The sequence below is a fragment of the Moorena bouillonii PNG genome (genome assembly GCF_001942495.1).
In the GTDB taxonomy this organism is placed as follows: domain Bacteria; phylum Cyanobacteriota; class Cyanobacteriia; order Cyanobacteriales; family Coleofasciculaceae; genus Moorena; species Moorena bouillonii.
Window position 1 is genome coordinate 4,192,626 of the sequence record NZ_MKZS01000001.1, and the last position, 18,715, is coordinate 4,211,340.

An 18,715-nucleotide genomic window follows, 5' to 3' on the forward strand; every position below is an offset into this window, starting at 1 on the left:
AGGCAACGCTTTATAATTTGTAATATACCTCCTTTTTTCTTGCACGACCTACTTATTATAAAAGCATAAACAATAGACTTTTAAACTAAATAGATACTATCTAACCATAAGTAGGCAACGTGAAAATTATGTCTCAGATACATATTGCGTAATTTGGTCTAACGACTTAAACGTCTATGAAAAATTTAGATAAAAAAAGTATCTATTTAAGTAAATTTTGAAAAGGTACGGTGGGGCACACCGAAACCTAGGTCATAGACCAAATACGCTTGTGGAGAGGAGACCTCTATTTTTCCTGGCTCCGGCCTGGTTAAACAAGTCACCCCGTTGAAGCAAGAATCCCCGTCCTTCCAGGGCGGGGAGTGTCAACCTAAGGAATTTTAGCTAAAGCTTCGCGAACGACATCAGAACCAACACCAACCAAGCAGGAATTTTCAGTTAGATGACGTTTCCAAGCTCTACTACCTGGTTGCCCTGCAAATAATTGCAGCATATGTCTGGTAATTTTGTTAAGCTTAAAACCCTTGGCTACCCACTGATCAATATAGGAAAACATAGCTTCGACAACCTGATGGCGAGTTGGGGGTATAACTGTCTCGCTATAGATATCACAATCAGCTTTGGCAAACAGATAGGGATTGTCGTAAGCTGCACGCCCAATCATGACCCCATCGACATACTCCCGTTGTTCTTGCACTTGTTCAAGACTAGTGAATCCACCATTAATTTCCACGAATAAGTCAGGTAACTCCTGCTTGAGACGATGGACGTCACTGTAACGTAAGGGTGGGACGTTGCGATTCTCTTTTGGACTCAAACCCTGTAGCCAAGCCTTGCGAGCATGTACAGTAAAATGCTGACAACCGGCATCTGAGACAATGCGGACAAAATTAGCCATGTCTTCATAGCGGTCAAGGTGATCAATACCGATACGGTGCTTGACAGTAACGGGTATGTTCACTACTTTAACCATAGCCTCTACACAGCGTGCTACTTGTTCAGGCTGCGCCATCAAACAAGCTCCAAAATTGCCATTTTGCACCCGACTACTGGGACAACCAACGTTGAGATTAATCTGGTCATAGTCCATAGCTTCAGCAATTCGGGCGCATTCAGCTAATTCACTGGGAGTGTCACCACCAACTTGTAAGACTAGGGGTTTCTCTTGTGGGGAAAACCCTAGCAAGCGTTCGCGATCGCCATGAAGAATTGCTGCACTGGTGACCATTTCGGTGTAGAGCAATGTCCGTCGTGTAATCTGGCGCATGAAATAGCGATAGTGGCGGTCAGTGCGATCCATCATTGGCGCAATACTTAAGGGATAACCGCTACTAATAATTTTGGATTCAGTTGGAAGTGATTCGGGTGAAATAGCTGTACTCGGAGCAGTCATGGGTTGAGGCAGTTACTTAGGGAGCAGGGAGCAGGGAGCAGGGAGCAGGGAAGTCGGAAGTGGAAAAACAATCCTGTGTACCTGATAGTTATGCAAACCGCCGTATCCCCAGCCTAGCAATTTAGCTTAACCTAATTGATTTCGTTGAGTTTCAATTACTTAAACAATCACGCGCGATAACTTTCACTTGCTGATAATTCAACTTCCCTTGACCATTGCGCGGTAAAGATTCTACCGCCACCCAATCCTTAGGACACTTGAATTTACTTAAATTCCCCTCTACGTTCTGTTGCACCATCGCAACAGAAACCTGATCGGAACTAGGCACAAAAACAGCGGTTACCACTTGACCCCAATAGTCATCGGGTAAGCCAATCACACAAACATCACTAACCAGCCCTGTGCCACGAATTACCTGTTCTACCTCAGCGGGAAACACATTTTCACCACCGCTAATAATTTTGTTACTGCGACGGCCAACAGTATATAAGTAACCCTGTTGATCGAAATAGCCTAAATCGTCCGATTGTAGTGTTTGGACTCTGTTGGGAAATTTACTTAGCTCAGACTCTAGGGCGAGATTGGTGCTAGGGCTATAGTAGCCATGGCATAAGGACTTTGCCTCAATAGTAATCACACCGGTAGAGAGCGCCTCCACGATTTCCCCACTACCATTGCGAATCTTGACCTTGGCATGGGGTAACACCTGACCACAACTATTGTTACCACTGTTACCACTCAGGAAATCATCAGGTTTAAGGGTTACTATACCAGAAGCGGTTTCGGTCATGCCATAGGTAGGAGCTAAAGGAATACGATACTGTCTTGCTTGTGTTAATAGGGATTCCCACGCCGGAGCACCGCCTAACAAGACTGTCCGAAAGCGGGATAACCACTCAGCCGCATCTTGGTTGATGAGCTTGGCTAGTTGAGTCGGTACCAGAGAGATAAAAAATTCTTTGGGATCAATGTCTCGTCCTTCCCCAGCTTTCAAGGCTTTGAAGGGCAACATGACCATACGTCCGCCTGTGGTAAGCGATCGCATAAACTGCATCAAACCACTTACATGATACAGAGGCAACACACAAAAGGAATTCACTGGCTTGTTCCCAAAATACTGATGAAACCCTGCTACTGATGCCATTAAGGTTTCCCAAGTGTGAATCGCAAAGCGGATTTTGCCAGATGAGCCCCCTGTAGGAATCATAATGAGTCCTGAAGGATGATTATTGATTATTGAATATTGACTATTGAGTGTTGAGTGTTGATTATTGAGTAGTGATGTCTCAATAATACTGGCTAATTCTCCGATAATTAGATCGGGATGGATTTGGTTAAGGACTTGTTGCCATTCTGGTTTTACCCAGTGGGGATTCCCTAAGAATACATGACAATGACTAGCAACAGCAGCTAGGAAAGCGGCTAGAAATTTAAGAGGACTTTGCTCTACTAAAAGAATTTTTGGTGCTTTTTCCTGGGAAAGTTGGGAGAATTGCTGGTAGTATTGCTCAATGAGTTGGTGAAGTTGCTGACTGTCATAGCCAATCAGCCATTGTTCACCAGAACGGTGTTGGACATAGCTTAGGGGCTGTTTGAGGTATGAATCCTCCCCACATTTGCTCTTTAAACCTTTAACCATCTAACCAAATAACCTTAACACCCAATAACCTTCAAAATTCCAACCTTCAAAATTCCAACCTTCAACATTCCAACCTTCAACATTCCAACCTTGGCCTTTCGGCCACGCGATCGCGTTCAACCTTCATTAAACCAATGGTTGACACCAAAACCTACAGCACGCTTGAGGTCAGAGATTTCTGCTGCTAGCTGAAGCACCGCTTGTTGACCAATATTAGTTTCCAAGGCGGATGAAAAGACGGTATCAATCGGATAGGTGTCGCAAAACTGCCGTAGTCGTTTCCGAGAACCTGCGATCGCAGCTTTAATCACAAAAATTCCTCGCCATCCCCGCTGGTAACACTGTTCAAGTTGGTCAAGGGTTGCCACAGATTCATCCAATGCGATCGCAGTGGAATAGTTGTGGCTCATCTCCAACATCACATCGAACTGCTCTGGAGGTAGGGGCTGTTCGATAAACTCAACCGCTCCAATGGTGTCACATACCATCAGCCACTGCTCAGCTTCTTGTTTAGTCAATCCCCCATTGGCATCCAAACGCAATTGGCCAGAAGCAGGTATTGCTTCAACCAACTCCTGAACTATCTTGACTTCATCCTCAATCGGAGCAATACCAATTTTCCATTTAAAGCTTCGGTATCCCTGATTCCAGGGAGCTTCCCAGGACTGTTTTGCTGCGTCATAACTCGGCAACAAGTAACTGTAGTGTTGTTTGCTTGGTTCAAAGTCCTTTGTAGAAAGTCCTTTGCCCATCACTAGCTCCCAAGCCGATTCAAACCCAAATTGACAGCAAGGGAGTTCAGCAGGAATGGCGAAAATCTCCTCTGTAGTAATCTCCTGAGGTAATTGCTCGCAAAAATTTAAGGCTTGTTCCAGAGTTTCCGAACCAAACCAAGGGATAGGAGCTATTTCACCCCAGCCAATGTTCCCTATTTCATCATTAAGGCTAAGAATGATACCTTCTCTGACTGTCCATTGGCCATGACTGGTAGACAACGGATGCTTAAAGGGACGCTGGTATGGGTGAAACTTGAACTTATAATTGGTCATTGATGAATTGCTAATTGCTATTTTTAATTGCTATTGCGCTGCATCCCTATGTAAGCACTCAGCTATCAGCTATCAGCTATCAGCTTTCAGCTTTCAGCTTTCAGCTTTCAGCTTTCAGCTTTCAGTGATCAACTTATGGGTTATCACAGCGTCGTTCGCACAGCGTGGCCAAAGGCCAAAGCCTGTGCCACGCAGATGGTGCTTTTGAATAAAATAAGCTGACCCCTAACGGCTGAGAGCTGACCACTGACGGCTGAGAGCTGAGAGCTGAGAGCTGATAGCTGAATGCTTACATCCCGATTCCCGATTCCCGATTCCCGATTCCCGATTCCCGATTCCCGATTCCAGATTCCCGATTCCCGATTCCCGATTCCCGATTCCCGATTCCCGATTCCCGATTCCCGATTCCCGATTCCCGATTCCCGATTCAACACTTCTAGGTTTTGTTAATACCAATACTCCTAAGGTTCCGCCAACAATCGGGTAGTGAGTTGCACGAAAACCTACTTGCTGTGCTAAAGATTCTTGCTCCGGACCACGGGGGAATCGCTGTACACTCGGCCAGATATAGGCATACTCTTCCTCAAGTCCTTGATCACGGGCTAGGGGAACAACAATAGTTTCCATATACCACTGTTGAAACTGTCGAAACAGAGCCTGAGACGGTAAGTGAAAGTCAAGAATTGCTGCTTTAGCCCCTGGTTTAAGAATACGGTAAATTTCCTTTAGGCTCTTGGGGATATCTACGACATTACGTAATCCATATCCCATAGTTGCTCCGTCAAAGGTATTGTCAGCAAATGGTAAATCTAAAACATCCGCCTCTACCCAGTCAATCTGTGGTTCAGAGGATTTTTGTTTTGCGATCGCTAACATCTGGGGAGCAAAATCTACTCCATACACCTTTCCTAGAGTGCCTACTCTCTCGGCTAATAGTCGAGTCAGGTCTCCACTGCCACAACACAGGTCAACACAGGTATCTCCTGGCTTAGGCTCAGCCCATTTAACCGTCATCAGCTTCCAAATTCGATGCTGACCCCAACTGATCCAGTCATTTAGCTGGTCATAGTTAGAAGAGATATTATCAAAAATTCCCTGAATCGCCTGGGATTGGTCTGACATGATTCGTTCAATTAAGGTTAAGTGACTTCTCCCAAGGGCAAATCAAAGATTATGCCGTGGGCTTCTCAGTCTCACAACTGAGCATTCCTGGATCAGCACTTGCCTATGAGATTGCGCTCACCCGACAGTACGCCATGACCAGGCAGTTTCCATTCCCCACAGTCCGTGGGTACTAATTCTAACCCTCTGAGTCTGATCACCTGAGCTGCTGCATGATCTCTGTGGGTACGATAGTTGCATTCAGGACAAATATGCTCTCTTTCACTGAGAGATTTTTGCACAGTTGCACCACACAATGGGCAAGTTTGACTAGTTCCTCTCGGGTCTATTCGTTCAAAGTAATTCCCTCGTTTCCAGCAAACCCACTTGAGTAAGTCGAGGAACTGTCCAAAAGAAGCATCAATGCACTCTTTTCGGAGCATTCCTCTGTTGAGTCCAACTGTGTTGAGATCCTCTGCAAAAATCCTTTCCGCTTGGTCACACAAAAGATGTGCAGTTTTCAGATGGAAATCTTGGCGAGCATTGGCAATTTTTAGATGAAGTCTTGCCACTTTTACTTGTGCTTTTTCCCAATTCTTAGAACGCTTCTGTTTTCTCGCAGCCTTCCGTTGCAGCAATTTCAGCTTGCCTTTGAGGTCTTTGAAAAACTTTGGGCGTTCCACTGTAAAGCCGTCAGATGTTGTCAAGAATTTTTCGAGTCCGAGATCTACCCCAATCCCACGACCGCAAGGTGGATTGTCTGGGATTTTTACGTCTTTGGCAATTGTGACCACTACATACCACTGAGTATGTCGGGCTCTAGACAACACCCGGACTTGTTTGACCTGAAATCCATCTGGAATTGGTCGATGCAAGTTGATGGCAACTTTGCCAATCTTGGGAAGGTCAATCCTGCCATTCCCGATCGGGTTCTTTTTGAATTGTGGATACAGAAATGACTTGAATTGACCCCACTTTTTGAATCTAGGAAACCCAAACCCACGAGAACGGAACCCATCCCAGGTATCGTGCAATCTTCTAATGGTTGTTTGCAGAACTTGAGAGTGTACATTCTTGAGTTGGGGGTTGACTTTTTTAGCCTTTGGTAGATTGTTTTGCTGAAGATGATAACTAGGGAATGGAGTATCCGCCCCGATGATATATTCCTTAGATAACGAACATCTATCCACATCACACTTCCGACTCGCCAACCAGTCTTTCAACTCTCTCAAAGCATAGTTGTAGACTTTGCGACAAGTCTCTAACCATTCAAGCATTTGAGCTTGCTGGTCAGCAGTTGGATAAATGCGGTATCGGTAGTTCATCATCAACATGAAGATCATTCTACCATGAATACACAAAATCGCTAGATGTATTTTTATCACCCCTTCTTGGGGTGATAAAAATACTGGGGGAGTCCATGTATCCCGACACCGAATCGGAGATTACGGTGCGGGACTTATCGCTCCCCCAAGCCCCCTCGTAAGTTAATTCCCTTAATTAAGGTTAATTAAGAAACCGACACCCAACAAGAGTCCACTCCAAAAATGTAGCGCTACGGCAATAAACTTACAATTACTCACCTTTTGCGGTTGGTTGTGATGAGCGTTAACATGGCGGCAAAGCTCGATAGCAAAAGGCAATCCCACCAAACTGAGTAATGTCGATATGGGGAATAGCCCCATGATCACAAACCCAGCAGTAGCAGCAAATAGGCTACCACAAATCCAGGGCAACAGTTTAGCACCCCTTTTGGTGCCAAGGCGAACAATAGGCGATCGCTTCCCAGCTGCTATATCATCCTTTACTTGGTGAAAATGGGAGCAAAATAGAATTAACATAGTCCCAAGACCCACAATTATCGATGCCGCCAGGTTAGTGACAGACCAACTCTGGGTTTGACTGTAGTAGGCCGCTGACATGCCTAACGGACCAAAGCTCAAAAAGGCCAGAATCTCTCCTAGACCTTGGTAGCCTAAGCGAAACGGAGGTCCTTGGTAGATATAGCCAAGGCTGCAGCATAGCAGTAGTAATCCCATCACCGTTAAGTCTTGCTGCCACCAGCAGATCAGTAGCATGCCAAGGATACCCAGTCCTAAACACAGGTTCCCTAGCCAAAAAATTAACGATTTGTTTCCCGTCAGGTTCACTATGGAGTGAGCTTTGTTTTTATCAATCCCAGTCTCAGAGTCAAACACATCGTTACTCAGATTCTCCCAAGCCAGAATCAGAATCGAAGCACTGACAAAGGTCAAAAATATCGTCCAATTGAAGTGATTGGTCTCAAACCATGCCACAGCTGCTGCCACCCAAACATACATAATTGCCACGCTATACATGGGAGGCTTGATGGCTGCTAGCCACAATTTCCGTTTAGAGTTAGGAATTTTAATTGTGTTTGTTGTCATAATAGTCCCGGAATATGAATGCAAGTCGTGCTAGACTGACCGTCACACCATCAACCAATACTGCTGGGACTGTTCAAGCTTTGGGTCAACGGTCTTCAACGGTGTTAAGGGGCTGACTAGCAGAATACCATTAATCCCAAGCAAGGTAGTGAATTGATAATACGTCAATTTATGTAAATTTTATTGACAAATTTTTAACTAAAGTGCTCAAAACCCTACGATTACTATAGGACTTACCCAAAACTGAACACCAAACTCTATGTAGGGTGCGTTAATAACGCACCCTGTAAGAATTAGTTGGAAGTAGTAGGGTGCGTTAATAACGCACCCTGTAAGTCTTGTAAGCAATCCTAAAAAGTATGACTAAAAAGTATGACCAGTAATGTAAAAGTGCTAGCACGGGATACTCTAGATATCAAGTCGAAACAGCAAAAATTTGGAGTGCCATCTAAATTGGTAGGCTTAGCCTTTTAAGAGAAGTAGGATTGATGAAAACTGAAGTGGTATTTACCCAAAATAGCAGCTTTTTATTTGTAGTAGTTTTTAAAAATTAATCAGGGATTATCTATACTGGTATCCCCTTGATTTCCGTATTGACTAATGACCCAATAAATGTTGGTTTGGATTACCAACATTTTGCCTACCAAAACTAGGGCTCATCATTAAAATAAAAAAAGCGATGCAGCGCGGTCATGGGGGTTCCCCCCATGACCGCGCTGCATCAAGAAATGATGCTGAGCAATTCTAGAGTAAGGGCAATAAAAATTAAACCAAAATGTGATATGGAGCAAGGATTATAACCATAGTAAGCCTTGAGCATCAAAATTATTGCAATTCTTTTTCAATAGTTACAATTAGACGGCCTATTTATTGATTTTTGCCCTTACCCTGCTTTTCTTAATTGCCAAACATGCTGATAATTGATCATTAGTCACTATAAAGTCTGTGAATTAAATAAGTTATGTAAATACAAATTAAGAAATATGTAGTAAAGAGCGTTCGCGCAGCGTGGCCATTCGCGTAGCGTGGCCCAAAGGCCAAGGCCAATCGCCAAGTGTTGTCGTTCATTTAGGTAAACACTCCTGTAATTCAAGAAAGCCTATATATGTCAGTCATTCCCTGCCCTGCTCACCTCTTTCATGAGGCTAAAGAGTTACATCAGTTTCTCTTAGCCTGCCAGAAAAAATCTCAAAAACAAGGTATTGCCAAAATTGCCAGTATTTCTCAAGAAATTCCCCCCCTCGACCCACTGGCGGTTTTTCAGGCAATTCGGGATAGAGCTGCCCCTTTTGCCGCCACGCCCGAGCCCCTACACTTCTATTTTGAAAATAGAAGTAATCAAGAATCAATTGTTGCTATTGATGCTGCTGTTGACCTTAATTTAGCTGGTGAGCAACGGTTCTATAAAGCCCAAAGATTTATCGACTCATGTCTAGCTAACACCATAATTAGTGGTGACATAGAGCAGCGATTGGCTGGACCTCATTTCTTCTGTAGCTTTACGTTTTTTGGTGATAAGTTTAATAGTAACAACCCTTTCCCATCTGCCACTATTTTTCTACCTCGCTGGCAAATTTCACTTTGTCAAAGCCGATGTGTAGTAGTGGCTAATCTTGAAATCAATTCTCAAGTTAATCTGGATTGGCTGGTCGAAAGCCTAGGTCGGCAGTTCAATCTAATCACCTCTTCTGGTCGTCTGCTCTACTGTTTTACTGGTAAGGCTAACCATCATGAATTTCTCAAGCAAGATTCAAAAAAAGCCAAAGACTTCAAGTTATCGGTTTCATCAGCCTTAAAATCTATCCAAGCCAATCAATTTAGCAAAATTGTCCTTTCCCAAGCCGTGGATGTCGTCTCACCAATACCCTTTAATCTGGTAGATTCTCTAGACAATTTGCGCCATAACTATCCAGATTGCTATATTTTTTCCATCAGTAACGGCAAAGGCAAAAACTTTATTGGCGCTAGTCCTGAACGTCTGATTAGTATTTACGACCATCAGTTAGTGACGGATGCTTTAGCAGGGTCTGCTCCACGAGGTCAAACCCCAGCTGAAGATGCGGATTTGGCGAACCAATTACTTAGTAGTGAAAAAGAGAGACGTGAACATAACGCAGTGAGTGAATTTATTATCCAACGTCTTTGTCAACTGGGTTTGGAACTGGATTTTTTGCCATCTCCCCAACTGCTGAAACTCTCGAATATCCAGCATTTATGGACTCCGATTAAGGCAGCATTACCACCTGATGTCAATCCCCTAGATATTATAGCGAAACTGCATCCTACTCCAGCAGTGGCTGGTGTTCCTACCAAAATTGCTTGTCAGCAAATCCGACACTACGAAACCTTTGACCGTTCTCTGTATGCTGCTCCCCTCGGATGGATAGATTATCAAGGCAATAGTGAATTTATCGTTGGGATTCGGTCTGCTTTGATAGCAGGTAATCACGCTCGGCTCTACGCTGGTGCTGGAATTGTTGCTGGCTCTGATCCTAATAAAGAACTCGCAGAAATTAACCTAAAGCTAATGGTGCTTCTTAAAGCCTTAGTTTAACCCTGTGTTCATTGGTCGTTGCTGTTTAATCAGTTAAAATAATTTGGTTATAATGAATTATAACAATAATATAGCGTTGATCGTACTATATAGCGTTGGTCGTACTTATGAGGTACAGTCAATTTTATTCTCCCTACTCCCTACTCCCTACTCCCTACTCCCTATTCCCTATTCCCTATTCCCTATTCCCTATTCCCTGCTCCCTAAAACCTAGAAATAAAGTACCTCACAGAATTAATAACTGCTATAAATGCGATATCAATTTAACTATGAGTTAAGAGGAAACCGAGAGCAACCACGGATTCTTTTTTGCCATGGATTCATGGGTAGCAGCCAGGAATTTGATGAAGCAATATCATTATTTTGTGAGGAATTTTGTTGTCTAGCTGTTGATTTACCTGGTCATGGTAAGACCAAAGTTTTAGGTGGGGATGAGTGCTACACTATGCCAAACACTGCTCACGCCTTAAAGAACTTACTAGAGCAGTTAAACTTTGAACCATGCTTTTTAGTTGGCTATTCTATGGGAGGTCGATTGGCTCTCTACATGACCATTCATTTCCCCCAATGTTTTAGTAAAGTACTACTCGAATCAGCATCTCCAGGGCTAAAGACTGAAGAAGAACAATTAAAGCGTCGTCAACGAGATTGGCAAATTGCCGAAAAATTGGAAACTGGAGATTTATTGACCTTCTTATCAAATTGGTACAATCAGCCTCTGTTCACCTCCCTCAAGCAGCATCCTAACTTTGAACAAATTATCAAGATTCGACAACAAAATAATCCTGTGGAATTAGCTAAATCTCTGCGTCATATGAGTACAGGATGCCAACCATCTCTGTGGGAATCACTCCAAGATAATCAAGTACCTTTGCTTTTGCTAGTCGGAGACTATGATCATAAATTTAAATCGATTAACTCAGAAATAGTAACAAGTTGTACAGCAGCTCATTTAAACGTTATTGCTGATTGTGGACATAACATCCATTTTGAGAACGTCAATCAATTTGTTAAAAATGTCAGAGATTTTTTTTAGGGAGTAGGGAGTAGGGAGTAGGGAGTAGGGAGTAGGGATTAGGGATTAGGGTAGTCAAGCTTAAACTTTAAATTTTCAACCTTCAACCTTAAACCTTAAACCTTAAACATTAAACCTTAAACCTTCAACCTTCAACAACATAGAATCAAAATTTAAAATATGCAAATAAAATGCCTATTGATTTTCGCAACACCAATAGCCTCTGGGCTTCCATCCTGGTAGAAACCCTACAGCGGTTGGGATTGACCACAGCAATCATCTGTCCAGGGTCACGCTCAACCCCTCTAACTGTTGCGTTTGCTCAACACCCACAGATCGAGGCGATTCCAGTTCTAGATGAACGTTCAGCCAGCTTTTTCGCCTTAGGCATTGCTCGACAATCGGGAAAACCAGTTGTACTGGTTTGTACCTCTGGCACAGCTGGGGCTAATTTCTATCCCGCTGTGATTGAAGCCAGAGAAAGCCGAGTACCACTATTGGTATTGACTGCTGACCGTCCCCCAGAACTCCAAGATTGTCATTCCGGACAAACCATTGACCAAATCAAATTATACGGCAACTATCCCAACTGGCAAAGTACCCTAGCGGTCCCTCAAGCTGATATCAGTATGCTCCGTTATCTACGGCAAACCGTAGTTCATGCTTGGGAGCGAGCCTCCTTTGGCAGCACTCCACTAACACATTTTCCTACCCCTGGTCCAGTACACTTAAATCTACCTTTCCGTGACCCCCTCCCACCTATTCCCGACACAACCACTAACCCATTAAAATCCCAATTACAACCAGAAGAATTCTTCGCTCACTGTCAGGAGCAAGCTGTAACTGACAACCTGCAACCTACAACTTATAACCTCGAACCTGCAACCGGTAAAATCCTAGAACAGTGGCAAGAATCCCAGGAAGGAATTATTATCGCTGGTCCAGCTCAACCCCAAAATCCGAAAGACTATTGTAATGCGATCGCATCCTTGTCCAAAACCTTAAGATGGCCTGTATTAGCAGAAGGGCTCTCACCGGTAAGAAACTATTGCGACCTCAACCGAGATCTAATTTCCACCTATGACTTGATCCTGCGTAATCCACGATTAGCGCAACAGCTAAAACCCAAAATGGTTATTCACATCGGTGAACTACCGATTAGCAAAGAATTGCGTGCTTGGTTGGATAAATGTCAACCGCGACGTTGGGTGATTGACCCTAGCCACCACAACCTCGACCCCCTCCATGGCAAAACAACTCATCTGCGGATGAGTGTAGAACAACTGGGGATATGGGTAAAGGAGTTGAAAGTTAACCAGTTGAAGGTTGACAAGTTGAAGGTTGACAGGTTGACGGTTGACAGCTCTCAACCGTTGAAGGTTGAAAGGTTGAAGGTTGACGGTTCTAACCTGCAACCTGATAACCTGCAAGCTGATAACCTGCAACCTGATAACCTGCAACCTGATAACCTGCAAGCTGATAACCTGCAACCTGATAACCTGCAACCTGATAACCTACAAAAGTGGTGTGAGGCTGAAGGGAAGGTCAGGGCAAAGGTTGACCAAACAATGACTAGCATGAGTCAGTTGTTTGAAGGAAAAGCAGCTTGGTTACTCTCCCAATGTCTACCACCGGAAACACCTCTATTTATTGCTAACAGTATGCCAGTCAGAGATGTGGAGTTCTTTTGGAAACCTGGTAACACCAGGATTCGACCTTGGTTTAATCGGGGCGCTAATGGAATTGATGGTACCTTATCAACAGCTTTAGGTATTGCTCATCGTAATCAAAGCAGTGTGATGCTAACGGGTGACTTAGCATTTTTGCATGACACCAATGGTTTCCTAATTAAAAACAAGTTTGTTGGTCATTTAACCATTATATTAATTAATAACAATGGTGGTGGCATTTTCGAGATGTTGCCCATTGCCAAATTTGACCCACCCTTTGAAGAATTCTTTGCCACACCCCAAGATGTGAATTTTTCACAGTTGTGTCTGACTTATGGAGTAGAGCACCAGCTGATTCAATCATGGCAGCAGCTCAAGGAAGCTTTAAACCCACTTCCTAGCCAAGGCATTAGAGTGTTAGAATTGCCCACTGATCGTAGAAAAGATGCTAGTTTGCGTCAAGACTATTTTAAGTATAATTAATCCTAAAATTTTAATTAGTAGTTAACATAAACTAGGCGATTTCTTCCGGCCATTTTTGCCTGATATAGGGCTTTATCAGCCTCAGCAAATAAATGTTCTGGGGACGATTTTACTGTGGGAATCGTACTAGCACCCCCCAGGCTGACGGTAACAATGTCACTCACCAGAGAACCCGAATGAGGGATCGCCTGTTTGTAGAGTTTAGTTTCAATTGTCTCTGCTACCTGAATAGCGCCTTGTATATCAGTACTCGGCAACATTACCACAAATTCCTCACCTCCATAGCGAGCGACGAGATCGGCTGGACGCTTTGCTGATTGACCAAGAATTTGAGCAACTTGTTTAAGACACTCATCTCCTGATTGGTGTCCATAAGTGTCATTGTAAAGCTTAAAAAAATCAATGTCACACAAAACTAAAGACAATGGTTTTTCTTCCCGTGCCAGTCGATACCATTCGTTGTTAAAATACTCGTCAAAGGCTCGGCGGTTTGCAACTTGGGTTAAGCCATCAATAGTAGCGAGGCGTGCCAACTCTTTATTGGCAATTTTTAACTGTGTCATTGTCCAACTTGATTCAATCAAACGACGTACTCTTCGTCGCAAAACGGCCCAGTGAATTGGCTTAGTTATATAATCTGTCACACCGGCTTCAAACCCTCGTTCTACAGAGTCCGCATCATTGAGGCCTGTAATCATTAGTATAGGAGGACATTCGGAACCAAAGTTATCCTTCAATTTAGCACAGCAGGTAAACCCATCAATGATGGGCATTCTGGCATCTAAAAGCACAATGTCTGGCAATTTATCCTTACAGATATTCAGACATTGCTCACCGTTGCTAGCTTCAATGACTTTATATCCTTCCTTTGTCAAGCTACGACGTAGCACCAAGCGTGTGATCTTCTCATCATCAACCACGAGAACCTGAGGAGTTTTATTATTCAAGTTATTCAAGTCAGTATTATCCATTATTGCTGCTTGAGTCAGTAATGTATTTATAATCGGTAGATAGTTGTTATTTTGTCTAGAAATTAATTGAAATTTTGATCGGCAATATCTGTTTAATCTAACCTAGTAAAATTAAATCTTCTAAAGATTAGTCAACAATCAAGTCGTCACCCCTGAAACTGTTATAGCCGAATCCTTTACCTAAACAGGATTTTGGCTTATTCAATATCAATTAATCTAGACCGACGGACTTGGAAACACTCCTGCATCCAGTGGTAAGGCCACTAATGAGATAAGTTAACCTATTCAACAACAGTCAATTTTTCCCAGGCAGTGCTATTCCTAGTAAAATGAGAGAAACAGCTATTCTGGAAGCCCTATTGTCAAGTACCCAGTGAACTAATGGCACTTTCCTCGATCATTCGGACACTAGAGCACTCCCCTCTCACCAGTGAACTACTCACAAAACTAAATCGGCAACAGTCTCTATATCTGAATGGTATTCCCCGTTTGCCAAAGGGATTAGTAGCATCAGCCCTGGCCAAGGCAGACCAACGCCTCCTATTCGTAGTCTGTAGCACCCTAGAAGAAGCAAGTCGCTGGGCAACCCAACTGGAAGCCATGGGTTGGGATACAGTCCACTTATACCCCACCTCAGAAGCATCACCCTATGAACCCTTTGACCCAGAGTCGGAAATGACCTGGGGACAAATGCAAGTATTGGCAGATTTGGTCGAAAGCCTGAAGGTTGACAGGTTGCCAGTTGAAAGTTCTGACTTACAACCTTCGTTGGTTCAACCTTCTTCAACTGATCGGATGGCTATTGTGGCCACTCAAGCAGCACTCCAACCCCACTTGCCCCCTGTCGATGCCTTTAAGCCCTACTGCCTTACCCTTAACCAGGGCATGACTTGGGATGGGAAAAACCTTGATAAAAAGTTAGCACAGCTGGGTTATGAACGGGTTCCCCTAGTGGAAACAGAAGGTCAGTGGAGTCGGCGCGGTGATATTCTAGATGTTTTCCCCGTAGCTTTAGAATTGCCAGTGCGGCTGGAATGGTTCGGGGATGAGTTAGAGCAGTTGCGGGAGTTTGACCCCGCAACCCAGCGTTCCCTGGATAAAATTGACGGCATCGTGCTGACCCCCACGGATTTTGGTCACATTATTAGCCAAGTGCTGAGAAGCTCAAAGGCTGAACTAATCCAATCTTATCTCTCACCTCAGGAGCAAGAATCTTTCGAGGGAGGTCAGTCTTTAGAGGGTAGCCGCCGTTTCTTGGGTATTGCCTTTGACCAGCCAGCCTCTCTACTAGATTACCTGCCAGAAAATACTTTAATTGTCATTGATGAACCAGAACAGTGTGCTGCCCATTGCGATCGCTGGGTGGAACATGCCGAAGAACAATTAGAGGAACTGAATCATTCCCTGCCCTCTCTCCATCGTTATTTTGATCATGCTCTAGAGTTGAAGGTTAACCAGTTCCAGGTTGTTCGCGAACAACCTTCAACTCCTGCTGCGACTCCAATCCTGTATTTATCAGAATTGGTAGAAGAAACTACCCAAAATGCTGTTAATCTGGCTAGCCGCTCTGTACCAGTAACACCCCACCAGTTTGCCAAACTAGCAGAAGTACTGCGAGAGCAAAGCGATCGCCGTTTCTCGATTTGGCTGGTTTCTGCCCAACCTAGTCGTTCCGTTGCCCTGCTCCAAGAACATGATTGTCCTGCCCAGTTTGTCCCCAACCCTCGGGATTACCCAGCTATTGACAAATTAAATCTCCAGAGGACAGCGGTAGCAGTCAAGTATTCGGGCTTAGCAGAACTAGAGGGATTTATCCTCCCTACTTACCGGATCGTGGTTGTGACTGACCGGGAGTTCTTTGGGCAGCATACCTTGGCAACTCCCAGTTATATCCGTAAGCGCCGCCGTGCTGCCTCCCAACAGGTTGACCCCAATAAGCTACGTCCAGGGGATTATGTGGTTCACAAGAATCATGGGATCGGTCAGTTCCTCAAGCTGGAAAAATTAAGCATAAATAATGAAACTCGCGAGTATTTGGTGATCAAGTACGCTGATGGTTTGCTCCGGGTGGCAGCGGATCAGTTGGGGGTACTATCTCGGTTTCGACATACAGGTACCGGTTTGCCTCAACTCCACAAGATGTCCGGTAAAACCTGGGAGAAAACCAAAAATCGTGTCCGTAAAAGTATTAAGAAAGTAGCGGTGGATTTGCTGAAGCTCTATGCCCAGCGAGCACAGCAGTCCGGTTATTGCTTTCCACCGGATTCCCCTTGGCAGCAGGAATTAGAAGATTCTTTCCCCTACCAACCTACTCCTGACCAACTCAAGGCGATACAGGATGTGAAACGGGATTTAGAAAGCGATCGCCCTATGGATCGGTTAGTTTGTGGGGATGTGGGGTTTGGTAAAACAGAAGTGGCAATTCGGGCTATTTTTAAAGCTGTCACCTCTGACAAGCAAGTAGCTTTCCTTGCCCCGACCACAATCCTTACTCAGCAGCATTATCATACCATCAAAGAACGGTTTTCTCCCTACCCCATCAATGTCGGTCTACTCAACCGCTTTCGTACCCCTCAGGAAAGGCGTGATATTCTCCAACGCCTGAAAACTGGGGAGTTAGATGTGGTGGTAGGTACCCATCAGTTGCTGGGCAAGAGTGTAACGTTTCGAGAGTTAGGGCTGCTGGTGATAGATGAAGAACAGCGGTTTGGTGTCAACCAGAAGGAAAAAATTAAATCTTTCAAAACTCAGGTAGATGTATTGACCCTAAGCGCTACTCCCATTCCCCGTACCCTCTATATGTCCTTATCGGGGGTACGAGAAATGAGTTTAATTACTACACCACCACCCTTACGGCGTCCCATTAAAACCCACTTATCGCCCTATAAACCAGAAGCTGTCCGCACCGCCATTCGTATGGAACTTGACCGAGGTGGTCAGGTATTCTATGTCGTACCTCGGGTTGAAGGGATTGAAGAAGTTGCTGCGGAACTCAGGGAAATGATCCTTGAGGCGAGAATCGCCATTGCTCACGGTCAGCTCGACCCAGCGGAATTAGAGTCAATTATGCTCACCTTTAGCAACGGTGAGGCAGATATCCTCGTGTGTACTACGATTATTGAATCTGGGCTAGATATTCCTAGAGTCAACACCATTGTGATCGAAGATGCTCACAAATTTGGTCTTGCCCAACTCTACCAATTGCGAGGACGAGTAGGTCGGGCTGGGATTCAAGCCCACGCTTGGTTACTTTATCCCAACCAGAAGGTACTCTCAGAAGCAGCCAAAAAACGCTTACGAGCAATTCAGGAGTTCACTCAACTCGGGTCAGGTTATCTGTTAGCCACCAGGGATATGGAAATTCGAGGGGTGGGGAATCTCCTAGGTGTAAAACAATCCGGTCAGATGGAAGCCATTGGCTTTGACCTCTACATGGAAATGCTGCAAGAAGCGATCAAGGAAATTCAAGGGCAAGAAATTCCCCAAGTAGATGATACCCAGATTGACCTTCAGATCACAGCCTTTATTCCCGCTGACTATATTCCAGATTTAGACCAAAAAATTAGTGCTTATCGAGCAGTAGCTGCAGCAGGGTCCCAGAAAGAGTTAGCACAGATCGCAGCAGCTTGGAGCGATCGCTATGGTCCAATTCCCTCCGTGGCAGAGCAATTACTGCGGGTGATGGAGCTAAAACAGTTAGGGAAGTCCTTGGGATTTGCCCGAATTCGACCTGAGGGTAAACAACACATTGTCCTAGAAACACCCATGGAGGAACCAGCCTGGAAGTTACTCCAAGAGAACCTCCCCCAACATTTGCGATCGCGTTTTGTCTATTCTCCTGGTAAAGTTACGGTTCGTGGTTTAGGTCTGGTCAAGACCAACAAACAGCTAGAGAGCCTGATTGAGTGGTTAGGCAAGATGCAAGGCGCACTGCCAGAACCTACTGTGGTTGGGTTACCCCAATCCCCAATCCCCAATCCCTAATTCCCATTACCCATTACCCTCCAAAAAAAAAGCGGCTGCAACTATTGCTACAACCGCTACTGTACATCAACTGGGAGGAAATCCTAGAGGCATATGTCAAAAACTGTCCAAGATGTTTGACAAGCTCTAGTAAAGCTACGTTACTTACTTACTACAAGGTGTCTTCCAGAGATTCCCGAAAATTTGATCAAAAATTTCTGGCAATTGGGAAACATCACTGCTTAGCTTAGGTGTTAGGTATTAGGTGTTAGATGTTGAAATTTAATTTTAATTGTAGTGTTGTATTTTATACTTAATGCTTAATTTAATAACTGCTAGCTTTTGGTTATTAAACAATAAGTTTTAAATATTAGATGTTAGATGTTAGATAGTTAAGCCTAGTTTCTAGTCCCTAATTAGAGTCGATGCCCGGGATTAGCCGGGGCACCTCTCCTTCAAATCCGTACGT

At 44.2% G+C, this 18,715-nt stretch carries 14 protein-coding genes and 1 pseudogene; 6 read left to right on the top strand and 9 right to left on the bottom strand.

Annotated features, from left to right (window positions below):
* Nucleotides 1-370 precede the first annotated feature (370 nt).
* Complete coding sequence (dusA, locus tag BJP37_RS17150) at nucleotides 371-1,393, bottom strand: tRNA dihydrouridine(20/20a) synthase DusA (protein WP_075900541.1); 1,023 nt, start codon at nucleotides 1,391-1,393, stop codon at nucleotides 371-373.
* Nucleotides 1,394-1,544: 151 nt separating this feature from the next.
* Entirely contained in the window at nucleotides 1,545-3,032 is a 1,488-nt protein-coding gene (locus BJP37_RS17155) for a 2-succinylbenzoate--CoA ligase (RefSeq protein WP_198954083.1), read from the bottom strand.
* An 8-nt stretch (nucleotides 3,033-3,040) separates the two neighbouring features.
* Here BJP37_RS17155 and BJP37_RS44615 point away from each other — a divergent pair, with 8 nt between their 5' ends.
* A complete protein-coding gene (locus BJP37_RS44615) occupies nucleotides 3,041-3,220 on the top strand; it encodes a pentapeptide repeat-containing protein (RefSeq protein WP_143728000.1) in 180 nt (59 codons plus the stop codon).
* On the opposite strand, the gene BJP37_RS17160 is transcribed toward BJP37_RS44615, so the two are convergent.
* The 6 genes and pseudogenes from BJP37_RS17160 to BJP37_RS39390 form a co-directional block, all read right to left on the bottom strand.
* Nucleotides 3,149-4,081, bottom strand: coding sequence for an o-succinylbenzoate synthase (locus tag BJP37_RS17160; RefSeq protein ID WP_075900543.1), 933 nt, complete (start codon nucleotides 4,079-4,081; stop codon nucleotides 3,149-3,151). The two genes, BJP37_RS44615 and BJP37_RS17160, sit on opposite strands and share 72 nt — an antisense overlap.
* Before the next feature lie 441 nt (nucleotides 4,082-4,522).
* Nucleotides 4,523-5,203 (bottom strand): annotated as a pseudogene (gene ubiE, locus BJP37_RS17165) (bifunctional demethylmenaquinone methyltransferase/2-methoxy-6-polyprenyl-1,4-benzoquinol methylase UbiE); the annotation flags it as partial.
* Between the two features lie 92 nt (nucleotides 5,204-5,295).
* Nucleotides 5,296-6,516 carry an RNA-guided endonuclease InsQ/TnpB family protein gene (locus BJP37_RS17170; protein WP_075900547.1) on the bottom strand — a complete coding sequence of 407 codons (1,221 nt, stop codon included), beginning with the start codon at nucleotides 6,514-6,516 and terminating at the stop codon, nucleotides 5,296-5,298.
* A gap of 162 nt (nucleotides 6,517-6,678) precedes the next feature.
* Nucleotides 6,679-7,590, bottom strand: a complete 912-nt coding sequence (gene menA, locus BJP37_RS17175; protein ID WP_075900549.1) for a 2-carboxy-1,4-naphthoquinone phytyltransferase — start codon at nucleotides 7,588-7,590, stop codon at nucleotides 6,679-6,681.
* Nucleotides 7,591-7,632: 42 nt separating this feature from the next.
* Nucleotides 7,633-7,758 carry a hypothetical protein gene (locus tag BJP37_RS43615; RefSeq protein WP_269087014.1) on the bottom strand — a complete coding sequence of 42 codons (126 nt, stop codon included), beginning with the start codon at nucleotides 7,756-7,758 and terminating at the stop codon, nucleotides 7,633-7,635.
* Nucleotides 7,759-8,517: 759 nt separating this feature from the next.
* A complete protein-coding gene (locus tag BJP37_RS39390; protein WP_158069630.1) occupies nucleotides 8,518-8,658 on the bottom strand; it encodes a hypothetical protein in 141 nt (46 codons plus the stop codon).
* 37 nt (nucleotides 8,659-8,695) lie between these two features.
* On the opposite strand from BJP37_RS39390, the gene BJP37_RS17180 reads away from it, so the two are divergent.
* From BJP37_RS17180 to menD, 4 genes are all read left to right on the top strand, one after another.
* Nucleotides 8,696-10,144 (top strand): isochorismate synthase, encoded by a 1,449-nt coding sequence (locus tag BJP37_RS17180; protein WP_075900551.1) that lies wholly within the window; start codon nucleotides 8,696-8,698, stop codon nucleotides 10,142-10,144.
* A 52-nt stretch (nucleotides 10,145-10,196) separates the two neighbouring features.
* The gene (locus BJP37_RS39395) at nucleotides 10,197-10,358 is read left to right on the top strand and encodes a hypothetical protein (protein ID WP_198954084.1); all 162 of its coding nucleotides are present in this window, start codon (nucleotides 10,197-10,199) and stop codon (nucleotides 10,356-10,358) included.
* 36 nt (nucleotides 10,359-10,394) lie between these two features.
* The gene (menH, locus tag BJP37_RS17185) at nucleotides 10,395-11,180 is read left to right on the top strand and encodes a 2-succinyl-6-hydroxy-2,4-cyclohexadiene-1-carboxylate synthase (RefSeq protein ID WP_075900553.1); all 786 of its coding nucleotides are present in this window, start codon (nucleotides 10,395-10,397) and stop codon (nucleotides 11,178-11,180) included.
* Nucleotides 11,181-11,350: 170 nt separating this feature from the next.
* Nucleotides 11,351-13,312, top strand: coding sequence for a 2-succinyl-5-enolpyruvyl-6-hydroxy-3-cyclohexene-1-carboxylic-acid synthase (menD, locus tag BJP37_RS45070; protein WP_075900555.1), 1,962 nt, complete (start codon nucleotides 11,351-11,353; stop codon nucleotides 13,310-13,312).
* A 14-nt stretch (nucleotides 13,313-13,326) separates the two neighbouring features.
* Here menD and BJP37_RS17195 read toward each other — a convergent pair whose 3' ends face one another.
* A complete protein-coding gene (locus tag BJP37_RS17195) occupies nucleotides 13,327-14,283 on the bottom strand; it encodes a GGDEF domain-containing response regulator (protein ID WP_075900557.1) in 957 nt (318 codons plus the stop codon).
* Nucleotides 14,284-14,664: 381 nt separating this feature from the next.
* Between BJP37_RS17195 and mfd the strand changes: the two genes are divergently transcribed.
* Entirely contained in the window at nucleotides 14,665-18,267 is a 3,603-nt protein-coding gene (gene mfd / locus BJP37_RS17200; RefSeq protein ID WP_075900559.1) for a transcription-repair coupling factor, read from the top strand.
* Nucleotides 18,268-18,715 lie beyond the last annotated feature (448 nt).

Bases quoted from the DNA above. Each gene is read 5' to 3' on its own strand.
- dusA (WP_075900541.1), bottom strand. From the start codon at position 1,393: ATGACTGCTCCGAGTACAGCTATTTCACCCGAATCACTTCCAACTGAA.
- BJP37_RS17155 (WP_198954083.1), bottom strand. From the start codon at position 3,032: ATGGTTAAAGGTTTAAAGAGCAAATGTGGGGAGGATTCATACCTCAAA.
- BJP37_RS17160 (WP_075900543.1), bottom strand. From the start codon at position 4,081: ATGACCAATTATAAGTTCAAGTTTCACCCATACCAGCGTCCCTTTAAG.
- BJP37_RS17170 (WP_075900547.1), bottom strand. From the start codon at position 6,516: ATGTTGATGATGAACTACCGATACCGCATTTATCCAACTGCTGACCAG.
- menA (WP_075900549.1), bottom strand. From the start codon at position 7,590: ATGACAACAAACACAATTAAAATTCCTAACTCTAAACGGAAATTGTGG.
- BJP37_RS39390 (WP_158069630.1), bottom strand. From the start codon at position 8,658: ATGAACGACAACACTTGGCGATTGGCCTTGGCCTTTGGGCCACGCTAC.
- BJP37_RS17180 (WP_075900551.1), top strand. From the start codon at position 8,696: ATGTCAGTCATTCCCTGCCCTGCTCACCTCTTTCATGAGGCTAAAGAG.
- BJP37_RS39395 (WP_198954084.1), top strand. From the start codon at position 10,197: ATGAATTATAACAATAATATAGCGTTGATCGTACTATATAGCGTTGGT.
- menH (WP_075900553.1), top strand. From the start codon at position 10,395: ATGCGATATCAATTTAACTATGAGTTAAGAGGAAACCGAGAGCAACCA.
- menD (WP_075900555.1), top strand. From the start codon at position 11,351: ATGCCTATTGATTTTCGCAACACCAATAGCCTCTGGGCTTCCATCCTG.
- BJP37_RS17195 (WP_075900557.1), bottom strand. From the start codon at position 14,283: ATGGATAATACTGACTTGAATAACTTGAATAATAAAACTCCTCAGGTT.
- mfd (WP_075900559.1), top strand. From the start codon at position 14,665: ATGGCACTTTCCTCGATCATTCGGACACTAGAGCACTCCCCTCTCACC.